Here is a 22,291-nt window from a genome sequence, read left to right on the forward strand (position 1 = left end):
ACGGTGCTCTGCTGGAGGCTCTATGCGTCGACTCCAGCCGGCGGTCCGGGCTGGTGTCGAGCATGTCACCCGCCGCCGTGCTCCGTCTCCACCCATGATGCCGGACTCGCTCTGCACGGCGATTCACCCGGTGCGGCCATGCTCACTTCCAGCGGGGTCCTCGCTGACGGGGTCTTTTCCAGCGTCGACCTGATCATCCTTGACGCTTGCAGAACGGGCACGCATGAAGGCACCGGCCGTACCGTGCAGACCTTGCGCAGCATCGAGTCCGCCTTTCTCGCCCGCGGCGCAAAAGCGGTCATCTCCCCTCTGTGGGAAAACACTGACCTGCAAGGCGTCGTGTTCTCCGCTGTGCTCCACGCACACCTCGGCGTGGGCGCGGACTCCCACACCGCTTACGCCGCCACCATCCGCTGCCCAAGTGAACACCGGTGGCGAGTGTCCTGGGAGGCAGGTCCGGTGCGCGCCGCCGAATCAGCAATCGACGCGATGCTTCCGGACTGGCGAAGCCACTTTGACCAACAGGTCACCGAAAGCCCGCTGTTCTGGGCTGCATTCAAGATCACCGGAGTCTGAGAGAGTCCCGTGGATTGCTCGGCTCACTACCTCGGACCCGCCTCGTCGATGCTGTAGCGCCACCGCGGTTTACGCTCGTCTGACGCTCCGGGGCCGGACGAGCCGTTCAGAGCGCCCCCTGAAACTACGCTGACCTGCAGATATCCAGTTTCCGCGTGCTGGCACGTCTTTCCGATGACGTACCACGTGGAGTACGTCGCGATCCTGGAGCCTGCTGAAAAGGGCCGCTGACCTGCCTTTCTTCGATTTCTTTGGTCTGCTCGACCTGTTTTGCGGCGTGGGAACAGGTGAAACCGCATGACGGCCCGTGACCTGTGCTTTCGTCGGGGTGGCGGCTGCGCGGTGGGAAATGGGGCACCGTTCGTCTTCGCGGAGTGACGCACGAATGACGCACGAGCTGATGTTCCGTCAGGTACTCGTGTGGGTCTGCACCAGCGGTGCTGCGAGGCAAGCGGCCCGGGGAGGAGGAACAAGGAGGCGCTGCTTGCCCCTCCCGGGACGGCAGCGAGTACTGCCCCCGCCTGGGGGTCGTCGAGGCGGGTGCCGCGCCGGCTCAGGTAGTGGACCACTTCGGCACGCGGCGAGGCGCCGGACGCGGTGCGTACCTTCTCCGGAGCAGAGCAGGCGACAGGGGAGGGGCCCGTCTCCAGTGCCGCGAGGCGCAGCTTCTGCGTGGCGTCGGCGGCCAGAACGCCTGCGAGGTCGATGAAGAACGGGTCGAGTCGTGGTCCGGCGAAGATCCTCAGCCCTTCGGCCTCGGCGGGTGTGTCGCCGCCGACGCAGAGATGTTGCGGGTCAATCTGTCCCATAGTTGCGTGCGCCATGTGACTACCTGCGAGTAGCGCGTTGACAAGCTGAAGCGGCTAACTGATGATGTAATCAGTTATGCGGAAGTGGTCAGGAATTGGGTTTCGTCCCGTTTGTCCACCACCCTGCAATGGCCTGTTTGTGGCGGTATGTGAAGTGTTGCCGCCCACGCCCAAGGAGAGGCGCCATGAGCGAGAACGCCCTGCATGCGAAGTTCCAGCAGTTCCCCGATGCGGTCCGTGAGAAGGTCGAGACCGCACTGTCGGACGCCAAGATCGCCCTCAAGCTCAAGGCCGCCGAGATCCTCGCCGACAAGGAGGAGATGGCCGAACACGCCGTCACCACCGCCGGCCGGATCGGCGCCAAGAGCGGTGAGGTGTCCGAGCTGACGACGATCCTGCCGCTGAAGCCGAACGGCGCCGAGCGGCTGCGGAAATTCTTCGGCCTGGTCGGCGGGAACCTGGCGGGCGCCGGCCAGGTCGGCACCCTTCACAACATGCGGTTCGTGTTCCTCGACAACGACACGAAGCTGCTGTTCGCGACCGCCTTCGACGGCGAGTGGGATCCCTACATCGACGACTTCGCCACCAAGATTCCCGAGTTCATGGACTACCTGTTCAGCAACGTCGAGGGCTGGCCCGGCATCACCTCGCCGGACGTGAAGGACTTCATCGTCAAGTACCAGATCCCGGCCGAGGCGTGGTTCGTCGCCCACCCGGGCCTCACCGTCGCGGAGGGCCACCGGCTCAAGCGGCAGGAGGCCGCCGTGCAGCGTTTCCTGTCGGACCTCAACTGAAGGCAGGCACGCCATGCCTTCCCCGCTGTTCCGGTGGCTGCGTCGCCCGCCCACCCTGGACCTCGACGACATCCAGGCGACCCTGCTGCGGGCCCGGCCCGAGCCCTACTTCGGCACCCACGCGATCCTGGAGATCACCGAACCGGCCGCGGGCAGGGAACTGCTGCGCCGACTGGCGCCGAGGGTGACCTCGGCGGCGCGCTGGGACAAACCGCAGCCGTCCTGGCTGGCCCTCGCCCTCAGCTACCAGGGTCTGGTCGCACTGGGGCTGCCGGAAGCCTCACTTGCCTCCTTCCCGGCCAACTTCCGCGCCGGGATGGCCGCCCGCGCCGAGCGGCTGCGGGACACCGGCGTGAACGCGCCGGACCGCTGGGAGTTCCCCTTCGGCACCCCGCGGGTGCATGTCGCCGTCACGGTGTTTGCCGCGAGCGAGGACGACTGGCGGGCCGAAGTCGCCGCCTACGAGAAGGAACTGGGTGAGGTACCGGGCGTCCGGCTGCTGTCGCACCAGGACTTCGCGGCCGACGGGTTCAACGTCTTCGGATACCGGGACGGCTTCAGCCAGCCGGCGGTCGAGGGCAGTGGCGCCGAACCTCTGCCGGGCGACGGACGGCCCATCAAGGCCGGTGAGTTCGTCCTCGGCTACCCGAGCGAGACCGGTGTGCCGCTGCCCGTGCCGGCTCCGGATGTCCTGGGCCGCAACGGCACGTACGTCGTCTTCCGCAAGTACCACTCCCACGTCGCCGCCTTCAACAAGTGGCTGCACGACAACGCCTCCACCGAGGCCGAACGCGAGCTGCTGGCCGCCAAGCTGGTCGGCCGCTGGCGCAGCGGCGCACCTCTCGCCCTCTCGCCCGACCGCGACACCCCGGCCATCGGCGAAGACCCGAACCGAATCAACGACTTCGACTACTCCGCCGACCCGCGCGGACTGCGCACCCCGCTCGGCTCCCACATCCGCCGGATGAACCCGCGCGACACCAAGCTGACGGTCCTCAGCGACGTCAACATCCGCCGCATCATCCGGCGCGGCACCTCCTACGGCACCCCGCTGCCCCCGGACCGCCTCAAGGACGACGGCACACCGCGCGGCCTGGACTTCATCGCCCTCGGCGCCCGAGCCATCGACAACGTCGAGTTCCTCCAGAGCGAATGGGTCGGCTCCGGCAACTTCATGGGCCTGGGCAAGGAGAAGGACCCGATGATCTCGCTCCAGGACAAGGGCGCCTACTTCACCGTGCCCGGGACCCCGCCTCGCCGGGTGCAGAACATCCAGTCCTTCAACACCCTCCTCGGCGGCGAGTACTTCTTCATGCCCAGCCTGTCCGCCATCCGCTGGCTCGGCAGCAACTGACCCCCACCTCGCGCGGAGATCCCCCATGACCTCGTACGTCCGCTACAGCCCCGACCTCGAACAGCCCTTTCCGAACGAGGACGAACTCGTCCGCCAGGTCGTCGCGGCCATGGGCAAGGCCAACCAGCAGGTCGCCGACAAACACCGCCACGGCCTGCGCGACGCCCACGCCAAGAGCCACGGCGTCCTCGCCGGCGAGCTGCGCATCCAGCCCGGCCTCCCGGCCCACCTCGCCCAGGGCCTCTTCGCCGAACCGGTCACCTACCCGGTGATCGTCCGCTTCTCCTCCGCCCCCGGCGACCTGCGCTCCGACCAGGTACCCGTCCAGCGCGGCCTCGCGATGAAGGTGATCGGCGCCCCCGGGTCCCGTGCCCTCGACGACGGCTTCACCACCCAGGACTTCCTCCTCGTCAACCACCCCACCCTGCCCTTCGGCAACATCGCCGAATACGCCAAACTCCAGGGCCTCCTGGAGAAACAGCCCCGGCAGAGCGACCAGCAGCTCCAGCTCACCGGCGCGGCCGCCCGAGTGGCCGCCAAGGCCCTCACCCGGGTCGGACGCCCGCTTCCGCCCGCCGTCGAGACCCTGGCCGCCGCCAACGACCACATCCTCGGCGAGACGTTCCACTCCATGGCCGCGCTGCGCTACGGCGACCACGTCGCGAAGATGTCCGCCGCGCCCCGCTCGGCGAACGTCAGGGCCCTCACGGGCAGCCACGTCGACAAGAAGGCCGGCGAGTCGGCCCTGCGCGACCTCGTCATCGACTTCTTCGCACACAACAGCGCCGAGTACGACATCCGTGCCCAGCTCTGCACGGACATCGACCGGATGCCGGTGGAGGACGCCTCGGTCCTGTGGCTCGAGGAACTGTCACCGCACCAGACCGTGGCCGTGCTGCATCTGCCCGCCCAGGACGCCTACAGCGACGCCCGCCGCCGCTACGCCGACGACGTCCTTTCCTTCAGCCCCTGGCACGCCCTGGAGGCCCACCGGCCGCTGGGCTCGATCATGCGCTCCCGCCGCGCCGCGTACCCCGCCTCCAGTGACTTCCGGCACCACTTCAACGGAATCGAGCCGCAGGAGCCCTCCGACATCAAGGAACTGCCCGCCTGATTCCCGCCTGTCCAGGCCGACCGATCCCGGATGCAGCCGCGGATCGGTCGGGGCCTGCATGCCAGAATGGAGAAGTCCGTTCTCCGTTCCGGCTTCTTCGAGGTTCCTTTCGTGTCCCAGCCCGTCGGCCGCGTGCCCCAGCGACGCAACGCACGGTCCAACCGGGCGCGCATCCTGGCCACCGCGCGTCAGGAGCTGGGGCGGAATCCCGACATCACCCTGGAGGAGCTGGCGCGCGCCTCCGGTGTCGTACGGCGCACTCTGTTCGGGCACTTCCCCGGGCGGACGGCACTGCTGGACGCGCTGGCCGAGGAGGCTGCGGAGACGCTCCAGGCCGCCGTTGCGGTCGGAGCGGGCACAACGGAACCTGCCGATCGGGCGCTCGCACACTTCACGTTGTCGCTGTGGCCCGTGGGCGATCGTTACCGGATGCTCCTGGCGCTGGCCCGACGGGACCTCGGCATGGACCGTGTCGCCGGGATCCTGGAGCCCGCTCGGGTCAGAGTCACGGCCATCGTGGAGCGGGGGCAGCGGGACGGCGTCTTCCACTCCCACCTACCGGCCCCGGTGCTGAGCGCCGGTCTTGAAGCGATGACGGTCGCCCTGCTGGAAGAGGTCAACACCGGCGCGCTGGAGGACGACGGCACCCGGGTGGCCGTCACCACGCTCATCGCGGCCGGTGTGCCGGAGAAGCGGGCACAGATCGTCGTCGACGAGGTGGCCGCCGCCGAGGGGTGAGATCGCCCCCGCAGTCCGACGTGACCCCGGTGCGAAGCGCCGGGGTCTTTCCGTGTCCGCCCCGACCTCTTTAGTTACCCCTAGATGTGCAATTATCTTGGCATGAACTTCGGCGGACCAGACGATCTGGCCTTCTCCCACCCCGCGCCGGTGGCGGTCCTCGGCGACAGGTACGAACTGCGGCTACTGCTCGGCTCCGGAGGCATGGCCGAGGTGCATCTCGCGCACGATCTCCGGCTCGACCGCATCGTCGCGGTGAAGACTCCGCGCATCGACCTCGCCCACGATCCAGCACTCCAGGAGCGGTTCCGGCGGGAGGCCCAGTCCACCGCCTCGCTCAACCACCCGGCCATCGCCGCCGTCTACGACACGGGCGAGCACTTCTCGTACGGGGCGCAGTTGCCGTACCTCGTGATGGAGTACGTCGACGGCACGACCTTGCGCGAGGCCCTGTACTCCGGACCGCCGCTGACCGTCGAACGCGCCTTGGAGATGACGGCCGGCGTCCTGGAGGCGCTCGCCCATTCCCACCAGCACGGCATCGTGCACCGGGACATCAAGCCGGCCAACGTCATGGTGACCTGGTCCGGTCAGGTCAAGGTCATGGACTTCGGCATCGCCCGTGACGCACGGGACGTCGGCATGACCCAGACCTCCCTGGTGATCGGCACCGCGCAATACCTCTCCCCGGAGCAGGCGATGGGACACGCCGTCGACGCCCGTTCCGACCTGTACTCGGTGGGCTGTCTTCTGTACGAACTCCTCACCCTGCGCACGCCGTTCACCGGTGATTCGCCGATGGCGGTGATGTACCAGCACGTCCAGGAGGAACCACGGCCGCCAAGTCTCTACAACCCCGAGGTCGGACCGCGGGTCGACACCATCGTCCTGCGGGCCCTCACGAAGGACCCCGCGTACCGCTACCAATCCGCGCGGGAGATGCTCGCCGACGTCGAGGCTAGCCTCCAGGCGCAGACCGTCCCGGACCGGGGGTTCGACGGCGGCGACGAGGAGCCCGGCGGCGATGACGCGGCGGAGAGCGGTCGCCGCAGAGGCAGAGCCGCGCTGATCGGGATGGGTGTCGCGGTCGTCGTCGCGGCACTCGTGCTCGGCTGGCTCATGTTCGGGCGCGGCACGGCCGACGACGGCAAGGCGGGCGTACCCGATCTCGTCGGCCAGACCCTGGAGGAGGCGCGGCGCACGGTGGACAACGTCGGGCTCACGCTCACCGTCACCAAGAAGGAGCCCTGCGCGGACCAGCCCAAGGGGCGCATCTGCGAGCAGACCCCACTGGACGGCCGCCTCGACAAGGGGGAGGCGGTGTCGGTCACCGTCTCCACCGGCGCGCCGAAGGTCGAGGTGCCGGACGTCACGGACAAGGACGAGGAGGACGCGTCCCGCATTCTGGAGGACAAGGGCTTCAAGGTGAAGCTCCGGCACAAGGTGTCCACCGAGGACGCGGGGACCGTCCTGGAGCAGGACCCGGCAGGCGGCGAGAGCGTCGAGAAGGGTACCGAGATCACCCTCACGGTGGCCAAAGCGGCCGAGAAGGCCACAGTTCCCGACCTCACCGGCAGCACCCTGGGCGAGGCCCGCAAGCTGCTCGCCGAGCACGACCTCAAGCTGGGCGACACCACTGAGGTGGACAGCAGCGCCGCGGCCGGGACCGTCGTCGAACAGAGCGCCGCCGCGGGAGATGAGGTCGAGCCCGGCTCGTCGGTCGACGTCCAGATCGCCAAGTCGGTGCAGACCGTGCAGATCCCGGCGGACATCGTCGGCAAGACCCTTGCCGAGGTCCAGAACGAACTGGGTGACCTCGGCCTGCAGACGGCCGTCGCCTCCGGGTACTCCCAGGCCTCCGACGCCGTGGTCACCTCCAGCACCCCGGCGGCCGGGAGCGAGGTCGAGGCGGGCAGCACGGTGGTCGTCGTCACCGAGGAGGCCCAGGACACGTCGTCGGACGACGGGACACCCGCCGACGACACGGCGACGACGCCGGGGGCGACGAACGGCGGCCAGTGAGACGTCACTGCCACCCGACAGCATCAAGCCCTCAACCGGTCATGCGCGGTTGAGGGTCCTTTGCTGTCTTCCTTGGGAAGGTCACTCAGTCGATGACCGGGTCCAGGGTGCCGGGGAATGAACACTCGAAGGGCTCCCGGTCAGGATGGCTTCCTACCCCGTCTGGGTCCAAGGCCCCTTCCCATTCCGGCAGTTCAGGGATGGGCCGAGCCTTGACCAGGGTTTCGATCTGTTTCTCCCAGGTCCCGAAGGTCGCACCGCCCGCGAGGGATCTGTTCTTGCGAGGAGTGTCGACGTAGCCCTGGTCCCGGTCGATCTGAACCGCGACGGCAAGCACGCCGGCACAGCGAGCCACGCCTTCCGCCAGTTTCGGAAGAGCATCCTTGCGCCGCGCCGGTGTCGTGGCGATGCGGCACTGCCCGGCCCGCGCCGCCACGTCATAGGGGTAAATCCACTCCGCCCGCTGGACCGGTCTCCGAGCGGCTGGACCAGGTCTTCGATGATGCGAGCCTCGTACGCGAAAGACCTGGCCGTCGGCGCATTTCGTCGAGGCGGGCCTGCATGCCGCCTGCATGCCTTGGAACACATTCGGCAGAATTTTGGAGGTCGTGACGGCAAGCGCCGCCTTGCCGTGGTTGAGGTCATCCAGATGCGCGTTGGACTCTCGTTCCTTGTCGTCTTCAAGACGAGCCGCAGGCCCGTGGAACTGCAAGGGCACGGACGCGGCAAATCGGCCGGCCACCCGCATGGCCAGACGCCGCCGGGCACGCGCTTCCACCGCCTCGGCCTGCACCATCGCGACCCGGTTGAGGATCACCAGGGCCAACGGAACGCCGGACGAAGCGGTCGTCACGGAAGACATGGGTGAGGAACGCCTTGTCCGCCCAGAATCCCGCGTGATCTCGCCACCAGCCCAGGCCGAGCAGCACCACGCCAACCATCCACAGCGCCACACCCGGCACTCAACCGCGCGGCGTCTCTTCCCAGATCCCCCCCCCCGCACCTGCCCAGCCCCTCCCCGAACGGCTTGATCACCAGCTCCCCGACGCTGCACCGCCCAACTCGGCGTCAAGTCAGTGGTCCCGAATCAAGCCGCCCCCGAAGCCACCCCACAGGCGCCTGATCTTCGACAATCATCCTAGAACCGGGCCGGGTTGGGGTCGCCTCGGAGGTCCGCTGGACGCCACCCCAGCCACCCGGGACGGACAGCAAAAAAGGGGGACGGTGCCGGGTGTCCCCTCCCGGCACCGTCCCGGGGCCGTGCGCCGCTCAGGCACAGCCCGTCCTGGGGGTGGAGGAGGCCGGAATCGGGGTTCCGGCCTCCGGTGTACGGGGCTCAGGCGCCCACGGTCTCGGTCTGCTCCTCGGTAGCCGGTGCTGCATCTTCCTCACCGTGCTTGGGGGTGTGCCCCCGGCCGGGCAGGACGGCGATGACGATCAGTGTTCCGGCGGCCATGATGATGCCGCCGATGAGGCTGGTGTGGGCGATGGCGTGGGCGAAGGACTCGTGGACCGCTCCCAGCAGGGTGTGGGCCTGCTGGGCGCCGCCCTGGGGGTTCTTGGCGACCTGTTCGGCGACTGCGATGCTGCCGCCGACGGAGTCCTTGGCGGTGTCCATGGCCTCGGCCGGGAGGTGGCCGCCGACCATGTCGGTCAGCTTGTCCTTGTAGGAGGTGGCGAGCAGCGAGCCGAGGATGGCGATGCCCAGGGCGCAGCCGAGTTCCAGGGCGGTGTCGTTGGCGCCGCCGCCGACGCCCAGCTCGTCCTCCGGGAAGGAGCCCATGATGGTGTCGGTGGCCGGGGACAGGCTCAGGCCGATGGCGAAGCCGAGCAGCAGCAGGGGCGCCAGGAAGTCGGTATACGTCGATCCCGACTCGATCCGCGTGAGCAGGAAGACGCCCGCCGTGCCGATGACCATGCCGGTGCCGACCACGGTCTTCACGCCGAGCTTCGGGGCGAGCTTGCCGGTGACCGCGGCGCCGACGAAGACCGCGCCGGCCAGCGGCAGCAGGCGGACACCGGTCTCCAGGGCGTCGTAGCCGAGGACGAACTGCAGGAACTGGGTGGAGTAGTAGATCGAGCCGAAGGTGCCGAAGAAGAAGAACAGCACAGCCATCATCGAGCCGCCGAAGGGACGCTCGGTGAACTTGCGTACGTTCAGCATGGGGTTGGGGTGCTTCAACTCCCAGGCCACGAAGGCCAGCAGGCCCACGCCGGCGACGACGGCCGCGGTGATGGGGCCGACGCCCCAGCCGAAGTGCGGGCCCTCGATGGTCGCGTACACCAGAGAGCCGACCGAGGCGATCGACAGCAGACCGCCGACGTAGTCGATCCGGCCCATGCCCTCCGCCTTCGACGGCGGGACCAGGAGCAGCGCGCCGACGACGGCGAGGACGGCGATCGGGACGTTCATCAGGAACGTCGAGCCCCAGGCGTGGTTCTCCAGCAGCCAGCCGGCGGCGAGGGGACCGGCGGCGATGGCGAGGCCGGAGGTGGCGGACCAGGCGGTGATGGCCTTGGCGCGCTCCGCCCTCGGGAAGATCGCGACCAGCAGCGAGAGCGTGGCCGGCATGACGACGGCGGCACCGACGCCCATGATCGCGCGGGCTGTGATGACGAGGTTCGTCTCATCGACCAGGCCGCCCATCACCGAACCTCCGGCGAAGATCAGCAGGCCGAGGACGAGGGCGCCGCGGCGGCTGTACTTGTCGCCGATCGCGCCCAGCACCAGCATCAGCGCGGCGTAGGGGACGGTGTAGCCGTCGATGACCCACTGCAGGTCACTGCTGGACAGCCCCAGGTCCTTGGTCATGTCGGGGGCGGCCACGATCAGTGACGTGTTCGCCATGACGACGATCAGCAGGCTCAGGCACAGGACCAGCAGGGCCCACCAGCGGCGGTGGTAGGGCTCCGTCATCTTCTCGACGGGTGTGTTCGGAAAGAGCGGCATGGTCAGGCTCCTCGGCAGGAGGTGAAGCGGAGGCTTCGGGGTGCGGAATCGATGGGATCGGTGCATGCGGGGCCGAGAGGGGCCCGGCACCAGGGACAGCTAATTGCCCGTTGATGTGCAGACTAGTTTATTGCTCATCGATGTGCAACTATCGAGTCGCCCTCCCCCGTCCACTGGAGGTTCGACATGATCCACGCACACCTGACAGCCGCCTCGGAACGCAGCCGCACTCTGCTCACGCGGGCCCGCATCCTGGAGGCGGCCCGGCAGGAACTCGGGCGTGACCCCGACAGCAGCCTCGGTGACATCGCCGAGGCGGCAGGGGTGGTGCGCCGTACGGTCTATGGCCACTTCAACGGCCGGGCCGCACTGGTGGAGGGGCTGGTGGAGGAGGCCACGTGGGCCTTGCGGCAGGCGCTCGCGGTCCCGCGCGCACCGGCGGCGGATGCCGTCACGGAGTTGGCGCGCTTCGTCCTCGCGGTGTGGCCCGTCGGAGATCGCTACCGCATCCTGCTCCGCCTCGCTCCCCAGGACCTCGGGGCCGATCGGCTGGCAGAAGTCCTGGCTCCCGCGCGGGACATGGCGGAGGCGATCATCGGCCGGGGGCAACGGCAGGGCGCCTTCCAGACCGGCGTCCCCCCGCTCGTCCTGACCCGGGCGCTGGAGGGGCACCTGCTGGGGCTTCTCGACTGCGTGAACAGCGGGGTCTGGAGCGATGACGGAACCGCCACCGCGACCGCCGCCCTGATCGCGATGGGCGTGGCCGGAGACAGCGCTGCGGCGTGCGTCCACGGGCTTGTCCGCCCCGCGGGCGACGCCGCGTAGGCGCGCACCTCCCAAGCATCACTCGAAGAGGAGAACCATGTACCAGTCCCACCGCGACGAGAAGTACGTCGGCGAGCCCTACTACGGCGACGGCTCCGTGTATGCGAGCCCCCCGACCCGGACCAGACGGCGCATGATCATCGCCGCAGCGTCCCTGGTGGCCGTGCTGGTCGGCGGAGTCGCGGTCGACCGGATCGCCGCTGTCCGCGCGGAGAGCCGTACGGCCAAGGCGTTCCAGGACGGCATGGGAACCGCCGATCGGCCGTCGGTGCACGTCAGGGGCTTTCCCGTACTGAACCAACTGGCTGCGGGCAGCCTGGACCATGTCGACCTGACCGCCCACGACATTCCGGCCGACGGCACGACCCGGCCGCTCCCGGTGACGAAGCTGACGGTCGGGATGGACGGGCTGAAGACCTCGGGGAGCGCCGACGAGGCTCACGCGGACGGCGTCACAGCGACCGCGTTCCTGTCGTACGCGGACGTGTCGAGCGCGCTCGGCGTGCAGGTGTCACAAGGGGACGAGCCCGGCCGGGTCGACGCGACCGCGAGTCTGCCGCTCGTCGGCGACGTGACCGTGAGCGCGGCCGTCTCGGCGGCCGGCGGCAACCGCATCGCCTTCACGGATGTACGCGCGGAGCAGGGTGAACTGCTCCCTCCGCTGAAATCACTGCTCGACAAGGCCCTGGACGAGCCCATTCCGCTGCAGAACGTGCCCGAAGGGCTCCGGCTGCGGTCGGTCACCACCGGCGAGGACGGAATCGACGCCCGCTTCACGGGCCGCTCGGTCACGTTCCGCCCGCACTCGTCGTCCGCGTGAGGTCAGGGGGCGTCGGGCAAGGGGCGTCGGGCGACCTCGTACGCATCGTCCGCGGGCAGGCCCAGCATCCGCAGGACCATCTCGGCGAGGTTGACCGCGGCCTCGTCGCCGTCCACCTCGGGGCGGGCGAACCGCAGTTCCACCAGGGACAGCAGGGTGCCGCCGAGCGCGGTCAGGGCGACCACAGGGTCGAGGGTCGTGAAGCGGCCGGAGGCGATGCCGACCTGGAGATCACGCAGGGCGCGTCGGGCCAGTCCGTTGCCCGAGTGGATGTGCCCGAGGCCACGGCGGCGCAGGACCTGCATCAGCTCCGGGTGGGAGTCGGCCATGCGGGCACTGAGCCGGAAGCCGGCCGCGAGCAGCTCCGCCGGGTCGTCGATCCCCGTCAGACGCTCGTCGAAGGCCTGCCCGAACTCCTCGAAGGCGTCGATCACTGCCGTCTCGAACAACTCCGCCTTGGAGTCGAAATGGTTGTAGAAGGAGCCGAAGCCCACATCCGCGCGCTCGGCGATCGCCTGGATGCTCGCGCTGGTGTCGCCGCTCTCGGCGAGTATCTGCCGGGCCGCTCGCACGAGAGCTCCACGGGTCTCTGCGCGACGTCGCTCGAACCGGTTGCTGGGCGGGGCTGACGTAGACATGCGCAGAGTCTAACTGGTTTCACTATGACGATCGCAGTCCTGATGAATTCATCATTTCCTGCGGCGAACGTCTTGACGACAGAACTGTCACAGTTGATTATTTCCTCATTACGGCAGTGTTGCTCGGAGGGCACCATGTCTGAAACACGCGTCAACGGGGACGTCATCACGGCCCACCAGGACCTCCACAGTGAGCAGGGCGCCCTGCGCGGCGAACACCCCGGCCGATCCCGGAACCCCGTGATCAAGGTGGCGGACCTGGCCTGGCTGGAGTTCGAGAAGCCCGATCTGGACCGGGCGGAGGTCTTCGCCCGCGACTTCGGCTTCGGCGTCGCCGCCCGCACCGAGAGCGAGCTGTGGCTGCGGGGTACCTTCGCGGGCTCGCCCTGCATGGTGATCCGGCGCGGTCGTACGTCCCGCTTCATCGGTCCGGCGTTCCGCGCCGCCGAGCGGGGCGACCTGGACCGGCTGGCCCGCGCCACCGGATCGTCCGTACGGGACTCCGACGTTCCCGGCGGCGGAAAGGTGATCGACCTGCTCGACCCGTCGGGCTTCCCGGTCCGGGTCGTGCACTGCGGCGAACAGCTCGCCGCACTGCCGGAACAGCAGCCGCTGCTCCTCAATTTCGGCACGGATCACCGTCGTACCAACGCCACCCAGCGGCCGGCGCGCGAGCCGTCCCGCATCCAGCGGCTCGGCCACGTGGTGCTGGAGACGCGGGTGTTCGGCCGGGCCCTGGACTGGTACCTGGACACACTCGGCATGATCGTGTCCGACTTCCTGTTCCTGGACGGGCAGCGCGATCGCGGCCCGACGATGGCGTTCATCCGCTGCGACCTGGGCGGCGTACCGGCCGACCACCACACCCTGGCCATGCACCTCGGGCCGGGCACCGGATACGTCCACTCCGCCTACCAGGTCACCGACCTCGACTCCATCGCCGTCGGCGGCGAATACCTCAAGGAGCGCGGATACACGCGCAGTTGGGGCATCGGACGGCACATCCAGGGCAGCCAGCTCTTCGACTACTGGCGCGACCCCGACCACTTCATGCTGGAGCACTTCGCCGACGGCGACCTGTTCTCCTGCGACGTCGAACCCGGCTGGGCGCCGATGTCGACCAGCGGCCTCGCCCAGTGGGGCCCGCCGGCCACCCGCGACTTCCTCGGCGCGAGCCCCTCCCCGCAGCGGGTCCGCGACGTGATCGAGGCCCTGCGCGGCGACAACGAGATGGACCCGGCACGACTGTTCGGCCTGCTCAAGGCCGCCAAATCCTGAACCCCCACACGCGAATCCCTCACAAAGGCACTGACATGAGCACCAATGTCCTGCGCACCGCCGACGGCTGGTGGGTCGTCCGAGGCGACCGGGCCGTCCCCGTCGACACCAAGGCCGTGACCACCGCTGAGCTGCTGGCCGACCGGCCGGCTGTCCGCGAGGCCGCCGCCTCCGGCGAACCGGGCACGCCCGTCGCCGACCTGGTGGCGCTTTCGCCGGTCACCACGCCCTGCCGGGTGGTCGCCCAGATGGTCAACTACCGCAGCCACGCCCGCGATTCGGGCTTCAAGGGCGACATCCCGCCCGCATTCTTCCGCAAGGCGTCCGGCTCGGTCAGCGGCCCCGGCGACGCCGTCGTCCGGCCGTCGCACGTGAAATTCCTCGACTACGAGATCGAGTTGGGCCTCGTCATGGGCGCGCCCCTGCCCGTCGGCACCGTCGTCGAGGAGCGGGACCTGCCGTCGTACGTCGCCGCACTGGTGATCACCAACGACATCAGCGCCCGCGAGGTGCAGCTGACCAAGACGCAGTTCTACGAGAGCAAGTCGTACCCCACCTTCACGCCGACCGGTCCGTACCTGTCGTTGCTGGAGCCGGAGGACTTCACCCATCTCCTCGACCTGCGGCTGAAGCTCAGCGTCAACGGCGAGCTGCGCCAGGACCGCACCCTGGCCGACATGATCGTCCGCCCGGCACAGGCACTCACCCTGCTCGCCCGCTTCCAGACCCTGGACGCCGGCGACCTGCTGCTCACCGGCACTCCCGGCGGCACCGCCCTGAAGGCCCCGCCGAAGGCCGTCGAGAAGATCGGCGCGCTGCTGCCGCCCGCCCTGAAATGGAAGGCCTTCTTCAAGAGCCAGGCCAAGAACCCGCACTACCTGAGTCCGGGTGACGTGATCACGGCGACGATCGCGACCCCCGACGGCCGCATCGACCTCGGCGAGCAGCGTACGCCCGTCGCGGCCGCGAACTGATACCCGAGGTGAGCCGCACATGACCGTCGATGAAGCCGCACGTGTGCCCGTCGTGATCGTCGGGGCCGGGCCGGTGGGCGTGACCGCCGCCCTTCTCCTGGCCCGGCGCGGAGTCCGCAGTGTCGTCCTCGAACGCCACCGGGACATCTACCCGCTGCCGCGCGCCGTCGCAGGTGACGACGAGATCCACCGGATCCTTCAGGCTGCGGGCGTCGGTGAGGAGTTCGCCGCGATCGCCCGCCCGGCGAAGGGGCTGCGGCTGCTGGACGCCCGGCACCGGGTGATGGCCGAGTTCCGGCGCACCGAGCACGGCCACCACGGCTATCCGCAGACCAGCATGTTCGACCAGCCCGAGCTGGAACGTGTACTGCGCGACGCCCTGGCCCGGCGCCCCGAGTGCGAACTGCGCGGTGGCGTGGAGGTCACCGGCGTCGGCCCGGACTCCACCGGCCCCGTCCGTGTCACCTACCGCGACGAGGAGGGTGAGCACGAACTGTGGGCCGACGCGGTCCTCGGCTGCGACGGCGCCAACAGCCTCACCCGCGAAGCCATCGGCGGCGCCTGGGAGGACCTGCGCTTCGAGGAACGCTGGAAGGTCATCGACGTCGACACGACGGGCCCCGTCCGCTGCTGGGAAGGCGTCGACCAGATCTGCGACCCGGCCCGGCCGGCCACCTTCATGCGCGTGAGCGAGAACCGCTACCGCTGGGAGTTCCGGCTCGGGGAAGGACAGGAGTCGGTCCGCGAGCTTATCGCCCCCTGGCTGCCGCCCTCGTACGACCGGGACTTCGAGGTCGTCCGTGAGACCCAGTACACCTTCCGGGCACGCGTCGCCGACCGCTGGCGCAGCGGACGGGTCTTCCTGCTCGGCGACGCCGCCCACCTCACCCCGCCGTTCGTCGGACAGGGACTGTGCTCGGGACTGCGGGACGCCTGCAACCTCACTTGGAAACTCGCCCGCGTCCTCCAGCAGGGCGGCGACGAACGGCTGTTGGACACCTACGAGAGCGAACGCAAGCCGCACGCCCGGCATGTGGTCCGCCTCGCGGTCGCCATGGGCTGGGCCATGACCGGCGGCCAGGACGGCGCCGCCGCGCTCCGCCGCAGGGCACTGGCCGCCGCCTGCCGCATACCCGGCCTGACCGAGCTGGCCGGCCGCGACCTCAGCCCACCCCTGACCGCCGGACCGCTCGTGCGGCGCAGTGTCCGCCGACGGCTGGCGGGCACCCACTGCCCCCAACCATGGGTGAGTGTCGGTGGACGGCACACCCGGCTCGACGAGGTGCTCGGCGACTCCTTCGCCGTACTGACCGCCACCGAGCCCGGCCCTTCCCTGACCGCGCTCGCCCACAGTCTCGGCGTTCACACCGTCCCGGTGACCGACCTCGGCGACGACGGCACCCTCGCCGCCTGGCTGCGCGCAGGACACGCAGATGCGGTCCTGCTACGACCCGACCGGGTCGTCATGGACATCGTCCCGGCAGACGGCCGCGACTTCACCTCGACCGCCGCCTGGGCAACCCTCCTGCACACCACACGAAGCCCTGACCCTTCCGAACGGACCGCGGCGAAAAGCCTGCTGAGGAGCACGACGCGATGAGTACGCCCTTCTTCACACCCGCCCCGGAGACGGCGGCCGCCAGTCGCATCGCGGAGTTCGCCCGGCTCCACGGCGTCGCCCCCGACGACTACGCCACCCTGCACCGCTGGTCGGTCACCGACCTGGAAGGCTTCTGGGGCGCGGTGTGGGAGTACTTCGACATCGACGCGGACACCCCGTACGAGCAGGTGCTGGCCGAGGAACGGATGCCCGGCGCCCGCTGGTTCACCGGCGCCACCCTCAACTACGCCCACCACGCCTTGCGTAACCTCGCCAGTGACCGGCCCGCGATCATTGCACTGGACGAGAACGGATCCGGCTACCAGCTGACGGGGGAGAGACTGCGCCTCCTGGTCGCCTCCGTCGCCGCGACCCTGCGCGACCTCGGTGTGGGACAGGGCGACCGGGTGGTCGGCTACCTGCCCAACACCCCGCACGCCGTCGTCGCGTTCCTCGCCGCGGCGAGCCTCGGCGCCGTGTGGTCGGTGTGCGGCCAGGACTACGCCCCCAAGGCCGCCGCCGACCGATTCGCCCAACTCGAACCCACCGTGCTGATCGCCGCCGACGGCTACCTCTTCAACGGCACCACCCACGACCGCCGCGACGCCACCCTCGAACTCGCCCACGCCCTTCCCACGTTGAAGGCGACCCTGCGGGTGGACCACATGGGCCTGCCCTGGCCGTCGCAGACCTACCCGTCGCTGGTCATCCCCTGGGAGGACGCCTCCACCCGCACCGAGGAACTCACCTGCGTACCGGTCCCGTTCGACCATCCGCTGTGGGTCGTGTTCTCCTCCGGCACCACCGGCCTGCCCAAGGGCATCGTCCACGGCCACGGCGGCGTGTTGGTGGAGCACCTCAAGACCCTGGGCCTGCACTCCGACCTCGGCCCCGGCGACCGCCTCCTCTGGTACACCACCACCCACTGGATGATGTGGAACCTCGTCGTCTCCAGCCTCCTGACCGGCGCCACGACCTGCACGTACGACGGCAGCCCGGCCCCCTTCGCCAAGCTCGACGTGCTGTGGGAGCTGGCCGCCCGTCACCGGGTCACCGTCTTCGGCACCAGCCCCCAATACCTGCTGGGCATGGCCAAGTTCGGCATCGACCCGTCCGTCCACGACCTGTCGGCTGTCCGCGTCGTCGGCTGCACGGGCTCGGCCCTGCCCGCCTCCGCCTACCCCTGGGTCCGCGACCACGTCGGCGACCACGTTCTGCTGGCCTCCATCAGCGGCGGCACCGACATCGTCTCCGGGTTCGCGGGCAGCGCACCCAACACCCCGGTCTGGGCAGGGGAGTTGTCGGCCCCCCACCTGGGCGTGGCACTGGCTGCGTACGACAGCGAAGGGTTCCCGGTCACCGACCAGGTCGGCGAACTGGTGGTGACTCGCCCGATGCCGTCGATGCCGCTGTACTTCTGGAACGACCCCGACGGCAGCCGCTACCGAGACGCCTACTTCTCCTCCTACCCCGGCGTGTGGCGACACGGAGACTGGATCACGGTCACGGGACACGGCTCGGTGATCGTCCACGGCCGCTCCGACTCGACGCTGAACCGCAACGGCGTCCGCCTGGGCAGCGCCGACATCCACGACGCCGTCGAACGCCTCCCCGAGATCGCCGAAGCCCTGGTCATCGGTGCGGAGGAGCCGGACGGCGGCTACTGGATGCCGCTGTTCGTGGTCCCGGCGGCCGGGGTGACCCTGGACGACACCCTGCGCGAGAAGATCCGCGACGCCGTCCGCACCGGCGCCTCACCGCGCCACGTCCCCGACGAGATCCTCGAAGTGCCGGGCATCCCGCACACCCGCACCGGCAAAAAGCTGGAGGTCCCGATCAAGCGACTGCTCCAGGGCGCCCCGGTCGAGCAGGTCGTCAACCCCGCCACCGTGGACAGCCCCGACCTCATCGACTACTACGCCCGGCTGGGCGAGGAGCGCCGCAGGGGCAGGTCCGCCTCATGACCGCCGTGCTGGCCGTCGCCCTGTCCCTGGTCTTCCTTCCGCTGGGGCTGGCGAAGCTGGCCGCGGTGCCGTTCATGCGCCAGGCGGCGGCCCATCTCGGCATGTCGGTACGGCTCTATCGCGTTGTCGGCGCGCTGGAGGTGGCCGGGGTTGCCGGTCTGCTGACGGGGCTGACCTGGATGCCGCTGGGCGTGGCCGCCGCGACATGCCTCGCCCTGCTGACGGCCGCGGCGGCAGTGGTCCACCTGCGCCACGGCGATCCGCCGCCCCGGGCCGTTCCGGCCGCCGTAATGGCCCTGATCTCCTTGACGTACGTGGCAACGGCGATGGCCGCCGGCTGACGCGTCCTGTACGGCCGGGCACGGGCAGCTCCCTGTGAGGGTGGCGGCCGCCCCTCCCCGGCTCCGCGCGGGCTGTCGTCGCACACCGGCCTTCCCCTCCCCCCGAGGCCGGGCGGCCCGCGCCGACGTCCGGGGCCTGCGAGACGGCCGACGCGGCCGGACCGCAGGTCTGTGACGACATGAGCGTCGAGGTCGCGCTGTCCGTCATGGCCGCCGCCCGCACGGGCCGACTGGTCGTCTGCGACCAGGACGACCAGTGCACCGGACTGGTCACCCGGATGGAACTCACCGCCGTCCGCGACAGCTCGGCCTACACGGACCGCGTCCGCCTGCGCGACATCCTCGGCGACCACAGGTCGTTCACCTCACCCGTGACCACGATGGCCGAAGCCGAGCACGCGATGCGCTCCCGTCGGCTCGGTGCCCTGCCGGTGGTCGACGGGCAAAGGCAGCCCCCTGGGCGTCCTCGCCCTCTCCGGTTGAACCGCCTCACCCTGGTCGGACCGTTCTCTCCTTCTCCCTGTGAGGCCACATGGGCTGCGTCATCGCGCTTCCCCTTCGAGCTCACCGAGAACGGCGTGCTGGAATCGATGAAGGGCATCAAGCCCGAACCCGGCACCGGCGTGTCCGTGATCATCGGCCGCCGCCACTACCCCGTCAAGCAAGTCGGCCAGGTCATCACCCGCCAGGACCGCCGTGACCTCAGCGCCGCCGAAGTCCTCCGGGCCATGACTCGGCTCGGCTTCACGTGCCGCACCCTCCCCACGGCCGCACCCGTACGCATCCTCAGCTCGCTCCAGCAAGCTTCCGCGATGCTCGGTACCCCCGTGTCCGTCTGACCGACGGGACAGGCAACGAGCCGACGCCGGAACAGCAGTGTGGGCCCGACCTGCGAGCGCCGGTCGGGCCCACACTGCCTGTGACGGGGTTCCGTCGCAGTGGTCGCTCAGTGGTCGGAATAGCTGAAGTCGCCCATGGACCAGGCGCTGACGTCGGCGATCGCCACACGGTACATCCCGCCTGTCTCCGGGATACCGACCGTGCCCTGCAGGATCCGGGCGACATGGAAGTGCAGATGAGCGGGGGGCCCGGCCTTCTTCGCGGGGGTGTCGAAGACGGCTGAGAACTCTCCCAAGCGGGCGGAATCCGTCAGCACGTCCGACACCCTCTGCCTCCACACTGCTTCGGGAGCCAGCCGACCGGTGATGACAGCACCACCGGTGACCACGGTCAGGGACATCTGGTTGCTCTGCCCGGACTCCACCAGGGCGGCGATGTCAACGAGCAGCTCATCAGGCTTCGACATGCGGCGGATTATATTTACTCGCCATCCAGCTCTCTGAGCGATGGCGACAGCGGGCGCGAAGGGCGTTCACGGACTTGGCGCCGAAGGCCCCGATGGTGACCGGGGCAGCGCCACCAGGTCGGCGACAGGCGTGCCGCTCGCGCCGGAGGCGGCGGCCTCCGGGACGGCGGCCCGGTCTGCGAGCAGTTCGGCGGTGGTGACCGCCTTGGTCTCGATGTGGACGGCGCGCTAGTTGATCACCCTGCCGCGCTGGGCGGTGGACGAGGTCTGCGGTCGGCACGAGGCCCTTCTACAGCGGATAGCGGCAGCCTGAATGCGCCTACGGCCTGGGGTCGGAGGCGGACGGGGCCTTCACGTCCCGGACGGTCTGCCGTCTGCGCATGCGGCGCACGGGCACTCGGCGGCTGCACCGCTGGGAGTACGGTCCAGCCGGATGGGCGGTCCCGCAGGCTTTACAGGGCCATGCGGGCTGCGGAGGCGCCGGGGACTGGGGGACGACCGGTCCGACCGCCCGTCTTGTCATCCTGCTGCCGTGGCGGAAGCCGGCCGCCCGCGGCGCGTCAGCACCGCACCACCGGCTCCTCGAACAGCTCACGGACACTCATCCCGAAGGTCACGCCCGGCCACGGACACCACCGCGAGGGTCACGGTGGTCACCGCGACGGCGACTACCACCGCCCGCTCCGCGTCTTCGGCCGGAGTCTCCGCGCGCCCGCTCGGTGACACAGCTGTGGAGCACTCTTGCAGAGGTACTCAAGGCAGAACTTCCCACCCGAACCACGGAGGAAATCTGTCATGACTGAGGTAGACATTCGCCATCCATGGGGCTACCGTTTCTGTTGTACGCAGGAAGTCGAAGTAGGCACGGCAGACATGAACTGCCGTGCATGCAGGTCAAGCAGGACACGACCCGAAGGGGTCGCGAGCAGCACCCGCGTTATCCAGCAGTACAACCGAGTAACCGAAGGTAAGGAGCAGAACGCCATCAGGATCGCCCGGGCGAGGAGGCAGTCCGCCCGGGTACCGCAAGGCCTCGGATTGGAAGGTGGTCCCCGGTCACGCATCTGCGATCCCCGCAGCCCAGCCCTCCCAGGCGGAACCTGCGGAAAAAGAAGGCCGACGCAGTCGGCCGGTAGATGGTGTTGAAAGCTCGGGGCCCGGGTGCCGGTACGGCACCCGGGCCCCCCGACGCATCCCCCGAAAGAAGAGGTCTATGCCCCCTCGCAGTACCCGGCCCGCCGACTCCCTCGACGACGACGACTACCCCGCCTACACCATGGGCCGGGCCGCCGAGATGCTCGGCACCACCCCAGCCTTCCTCCGCGCCCTCGGCGAACACCGTCTGGTCACCCCCTTGCGCTCCGAAGGCGGCCACCGCCGCTACTCCCGCTACCAGCTCCGCATCGCCGCCCGCGCCCGCGAACTCGTCGACCAGGGCACCGCCATAGAGGCCGCCTGCCGCATCGTCATCCTTGAAGACCAGCTCGAAGAAGCTCAGCGCATCAACGAGCAACTGCGCGCCCAAGGCGGCCAGTCGCAGTCGGAAACCCCAGCCTGACAAGGACGCAGGGTGCGGCCCCGACGCCGACCGGCCAGGACCACACCAAGGACCCCGACACAATTACCCGCTGGGCGTCACCATGACACTGGAGACCGGCGGCGCCTCTCGGTTCCGTGCCAGGACACTCACGGGTGCGGAGCCGCTGCCGGGCGGGAGCCCGGTCTGCTGCTGTTGGACGGCCGGCAGCGCCTGACCTCGCTGTTCCAGGCCGTCTACGTCGCGGACGCGCCGGTGAAGACGGTGGACAGCCGGGGCAAGCCCGTACGCCGCTGTTACTACGTCGACACAGCGAAGCCGACCGGTTCGCCGTCCGACCGTGACGAGTCGATCGTGTCGGTGCCGGAGGACCGGATCCTCCGCACGGACTTCGGCCGCAAGGTCGTGCACGACCTCAGTGACACCTCCGGCGAATGCGGGGCAGGGCTGTTCCCGTTGCGCATCGTCTTCGACACGCAGCGGGTCGCACGGCGCGGGGGCGCTGCTGCAGCGCCTCCTGCTGGGGCACCCCGCGCGGCGCCCGGCCGCCCACCGGCTGGACGCCTGGGGGATCCCGTACGGCGGCGGCCCGCACGAGGCGGTCGCGCTGGTCGTCGGCGAACTGGCCGTCAACGCGGTGCGGCACGGGCA

Annotated in this window: 18 protein-coding genes and 3 pseudogenes; 16 read left to right on the plus strand and 5 right to left on the minus strand. The window is 69.6% G+C overall.

Annotation, left to right across the window (positions count from 1 at the left end):
- Positions 1-3: 3 nt before the first annotated feature.
- From ACFY0P_RS20220 to ACFY0P_RS20245, 6 genes are all read left to right on the plus strand, one after another.
- Positions 4-576: a CHAT domain-containing protein gene (locus ACFY0P_RS20220; RefSeq protein WP_388914558.1), complete on the plus strand. Its 573-nt coding sequence runs from the start codon at positions 4-6 to the stop codon at positions 574-576.
- A gap of 994 nt (positions 577-1,570) precedes the next feature.
- Positions 1,571-2,179 (plus strand): hypothetical protein, encoded by a 609-nt coding sequence (locus tag ACFY0P_RS20225; protein ID WP_388914561.1) that lies wholly within the window; start codon positions 1,571-1,573, stop codon positions 2,177-2,179.
- A gap of 13 nt (positions 2,180-2,192) precedes the next feature.
- Positions 2,193-3,533 (plus strand): Dyp-type peroxidase, encoded by a 1,341-nt coding sequence (locus tag ACFY0P_RS20230; RefSeq protein ID WP_388914564.1) that lies wholly within the window; start codon positions 2,193-2,195, stop codon positions 3,531-3,533.
- 25 nt (positions 3,534-3,558) lie between these two features.
- Complete coding sequence (locus ACFY0P_RS20235; RefSeq protein WP_388914567.1) at positions 3,559-4,647, plus strand: catalase family protein; 1,089 nt, start codon at positions 3,559-3,561, stop codon at positions 4,645-4,647.
- 111 nt (positions 4,648-4,758) lie between these two features.
- Positions 4,759-5,385 (plus strand): TetR/AcrR family transcriptional regulator, encoded by a 627-nt coding sequence (locus ACFY0P_RS20240; RefSeq protein WP_388914570.1) that lies wholly within the window; start codon positions 4,759-4,761, stop codon positions 5,383-5,385.
- Between the two features lie 102 nt (positions 5,386-5,487).
- The gene (locus ACFY0P_RS20245; protein ID WP_388914573.1) at positions 5,488-7,407 is read left to right on the plus strand and encodes a PASTA domain-containing protein; all 1,920 of its coding nucleotides are present in this window, start codon (positions 5,488-5,490) and stop codon (positions 7,405-7,407) included.
- An 85-nt stretch (positions 7,408-7,492) separates the two neighbouring features.
- Here ACFY0P_RS20245 and ACFY0P_RS20250 read toward each other — a convergent pair whose 3' ends face one another.
- Together ACFY0P_RS20250 and ACFY0P_RS20255 are read right to left on the minus strand one after the other, a co-directional pair.
- On the minus strand, positions 7,493-8,269 hold the full coding sequence (locus ACFY0P_RS20250; RefSeq protein ID WP_388914576.1) for a hypothetical protein: 777 nt from the start codon (positions 8,267-8,269) through the stop codon (positions 7,493-7,495).
- 474 nt (positions 8,270-8,743) lie between these two features.
- Complete coding sequence (locus ACFY0P_RS20255) at positions 8,744-10,357, minus strand: MFS transporter (RefSeq protein WP_388914579.1); 1,614 nt, start codon at positions 10,355-10,357, stop codon at positions 8,744-8,746.
- A gap of 186 nt (positions 10,358-10,543) precedes the next feature.
- On the opposite strand from ACFY0P_RS20255, the gene ACFY0P_RS20260 reads away from it, so the two are divergent.
- A complete protein-coding gene (locus tag ACFY0P_RS20260) occupies positions 10,544-11,182 on the plus strand; it encodes a TetR/AcrR family transcriptional regulator (protein ID WP_388914582.1) in 639 nt (212 codons plus the stop codon).
- A gap of 37 nt (positions 11,183-11,219) precedes the next feature.
- A complete protein-coding gene (locus tag ACFY0P_RS20265) occupies positions 11,220-12,002 on the plus strand; it encodes a DUF2993 domain-containing protein (RefSeq protein WP_388914585.1) in 783 nt (260 codons plus the stop codon).
- Between the two features lie 2 nt (positions 12,003-12,004).
- Here the strand turns inward: ACFY0P_RS20265 and ACFY0P_RS20270 are convergent, their stop codons facing one another.
- Positions 12,005-12,640 (minus strand): TetR/AcrR family transcriptional regulator, encoded by a 636-nt coding sequence (locus tag ACFY0P_RS20270; protein ID WP_388914587.1) that lies wholly within the window; start codon positions 12,638-12,640, stop codon positions 12,005-12,007.
- A gap of 135 nt (positions 12,641-12,775) precedes the next feature.
- Here ACFY0P_RS20270 and ACFY0P_RS20275 point away from each other — a divergent pair, with 135 nt between their 5' ends.
- The 7 genes and pseudogenes from ACFY0P_RS20275 (at position 12,776) to ACFY0P_RS20305 (ending at position 19,636) form a co-directional block, all read left to right on the plus strand.
- The gene (locus ACFY0P_RS20275) at positions 12,776-13,918 is read left to right on the plus strand and encodes a VOC family protein (RefSeq protein WP_388914590.1); all 1,143 of its coding nucleotides are present in this window, start codon (positions 12,776-12,778) and stop codon (positions 13,916-13,918) included.
- A gap of 35 nt (positions 13,919-13,953) precedes the next feature.
- Positions 13,954-14,892, plus strand: coding sequence for a fumarylacetoacetate hydrolase family protein (locus ACFY0P_RS20280; RefSeq protein ID WP_388914593.1), 939 nt, complete (start codon positions 13,954-13,956; stop codon positions 14,890-14,892).
- A 19-nt stretch (positions 14,893-14,911) separates the two neighbouring features.
- Positions 14,912-16,492 (plus strand): bifunctional 3-(3-hydroxy-phenyl)propionate/3-hydroxycinnamic acid hydroxylase, encoded by a 1,581-nt coding sequence (locus ACFY0P_RS20285; RefSeq protein ID WP_388914596.1) that lies wholly within the window; start codon positions 14,912-14,914, stop codon positions 16,490-16,492.
- The gene (locus ACFY0P_RS20290) at positions 16,489-18,456 is read left to right on the plus strand and encodes an acetoacetate--CoA ligase (protein ID WP_388914599.1); all 1,968 of its coding nucleotides are present in this window, start codon (positions 16,489-16,491) and stop codon (positions 18,454-18,456) included. The genes ACFY0P_RS20285 and ACFY0P_RS20290 overlap by 4 nt, the downstream gene beginning before the upstream one ends.
- The gene (locus tag ACFY0P_RS20295) at positions 18,453-18,797 is read left to right on the plus strand and encodes a DoxX family protein (protein WP_388914602.1); all 345 of its coding nucleotides are present in this window, start codon (positions 18,453-18,455) and stop codon (positions 18,795-18,797) included. Before ACFY0P_RS20290 ends, ACFY0P_RS20295 begins: the two co-directional genes overlap by 4 nt.
- Positions 18,798-18,976: 179 nt before the next feature.
- Positions 18,977-19,280: pseudogene (locus ACFY0P_RS20300) on the plus strand (CBS domain-containing protein).
- A gap of 49 nt (positions 19,281-19,329) precedes the next feature.
- Positions 19,330-19,636: pseudogene (locus tag ACFY0P_RS20305) on the plus strand (SCO5918 family protein).
- A 107-nt stretch (positions 19,637-19,743) separates the two neighbouring features.
- Here the strand turns inward: ACFY0P_RS20305 and ACFY0P_RS20310 are convergent.
- Entirely contained in the window at positions 19,744-20,103 is a 360-nt protein-coding gene (locus tag ACFY0P_RS20310) for a hypothetical protein (RefSeq protein WP_388914605.1), read from the minus strand.
- Between the two features lie 105 nt (positions 20,104-20,208).
- Positions 20,209-20,331: pseudogene (locus ACFY0P_RS20315) on the minus strand (fumarylacetoacetase); the annotation flags it as partial.
- 985 nt (positions 20,332-21,316) lie between these two features.
- Here ACFY0P_RS20315 and ACFY0P_RS20320 point away from each other — a divergent pair.
- Complete coding sequence (locus ACFY0P_RS20320; protein WP_388914608.1) at positions 21,317-21,661, plus strand: MerR family transcriptional regulator; 345 nt, start codon at positions 21,317-21,319, stop codon at positions 21,659-21,661.
- Positions 21,662-22,291 lie beyond the last annotated feature (630 nt).

Origin of the sequence: Streptomyces sp. NPDC001714 (assembly GCF_042892755.1) — a bacterium.
Lineage (GTDB): Bacteria > Actinomycetota > Actinomycetes > Streptomycetales > Streptomycetaceae > Streptomyces.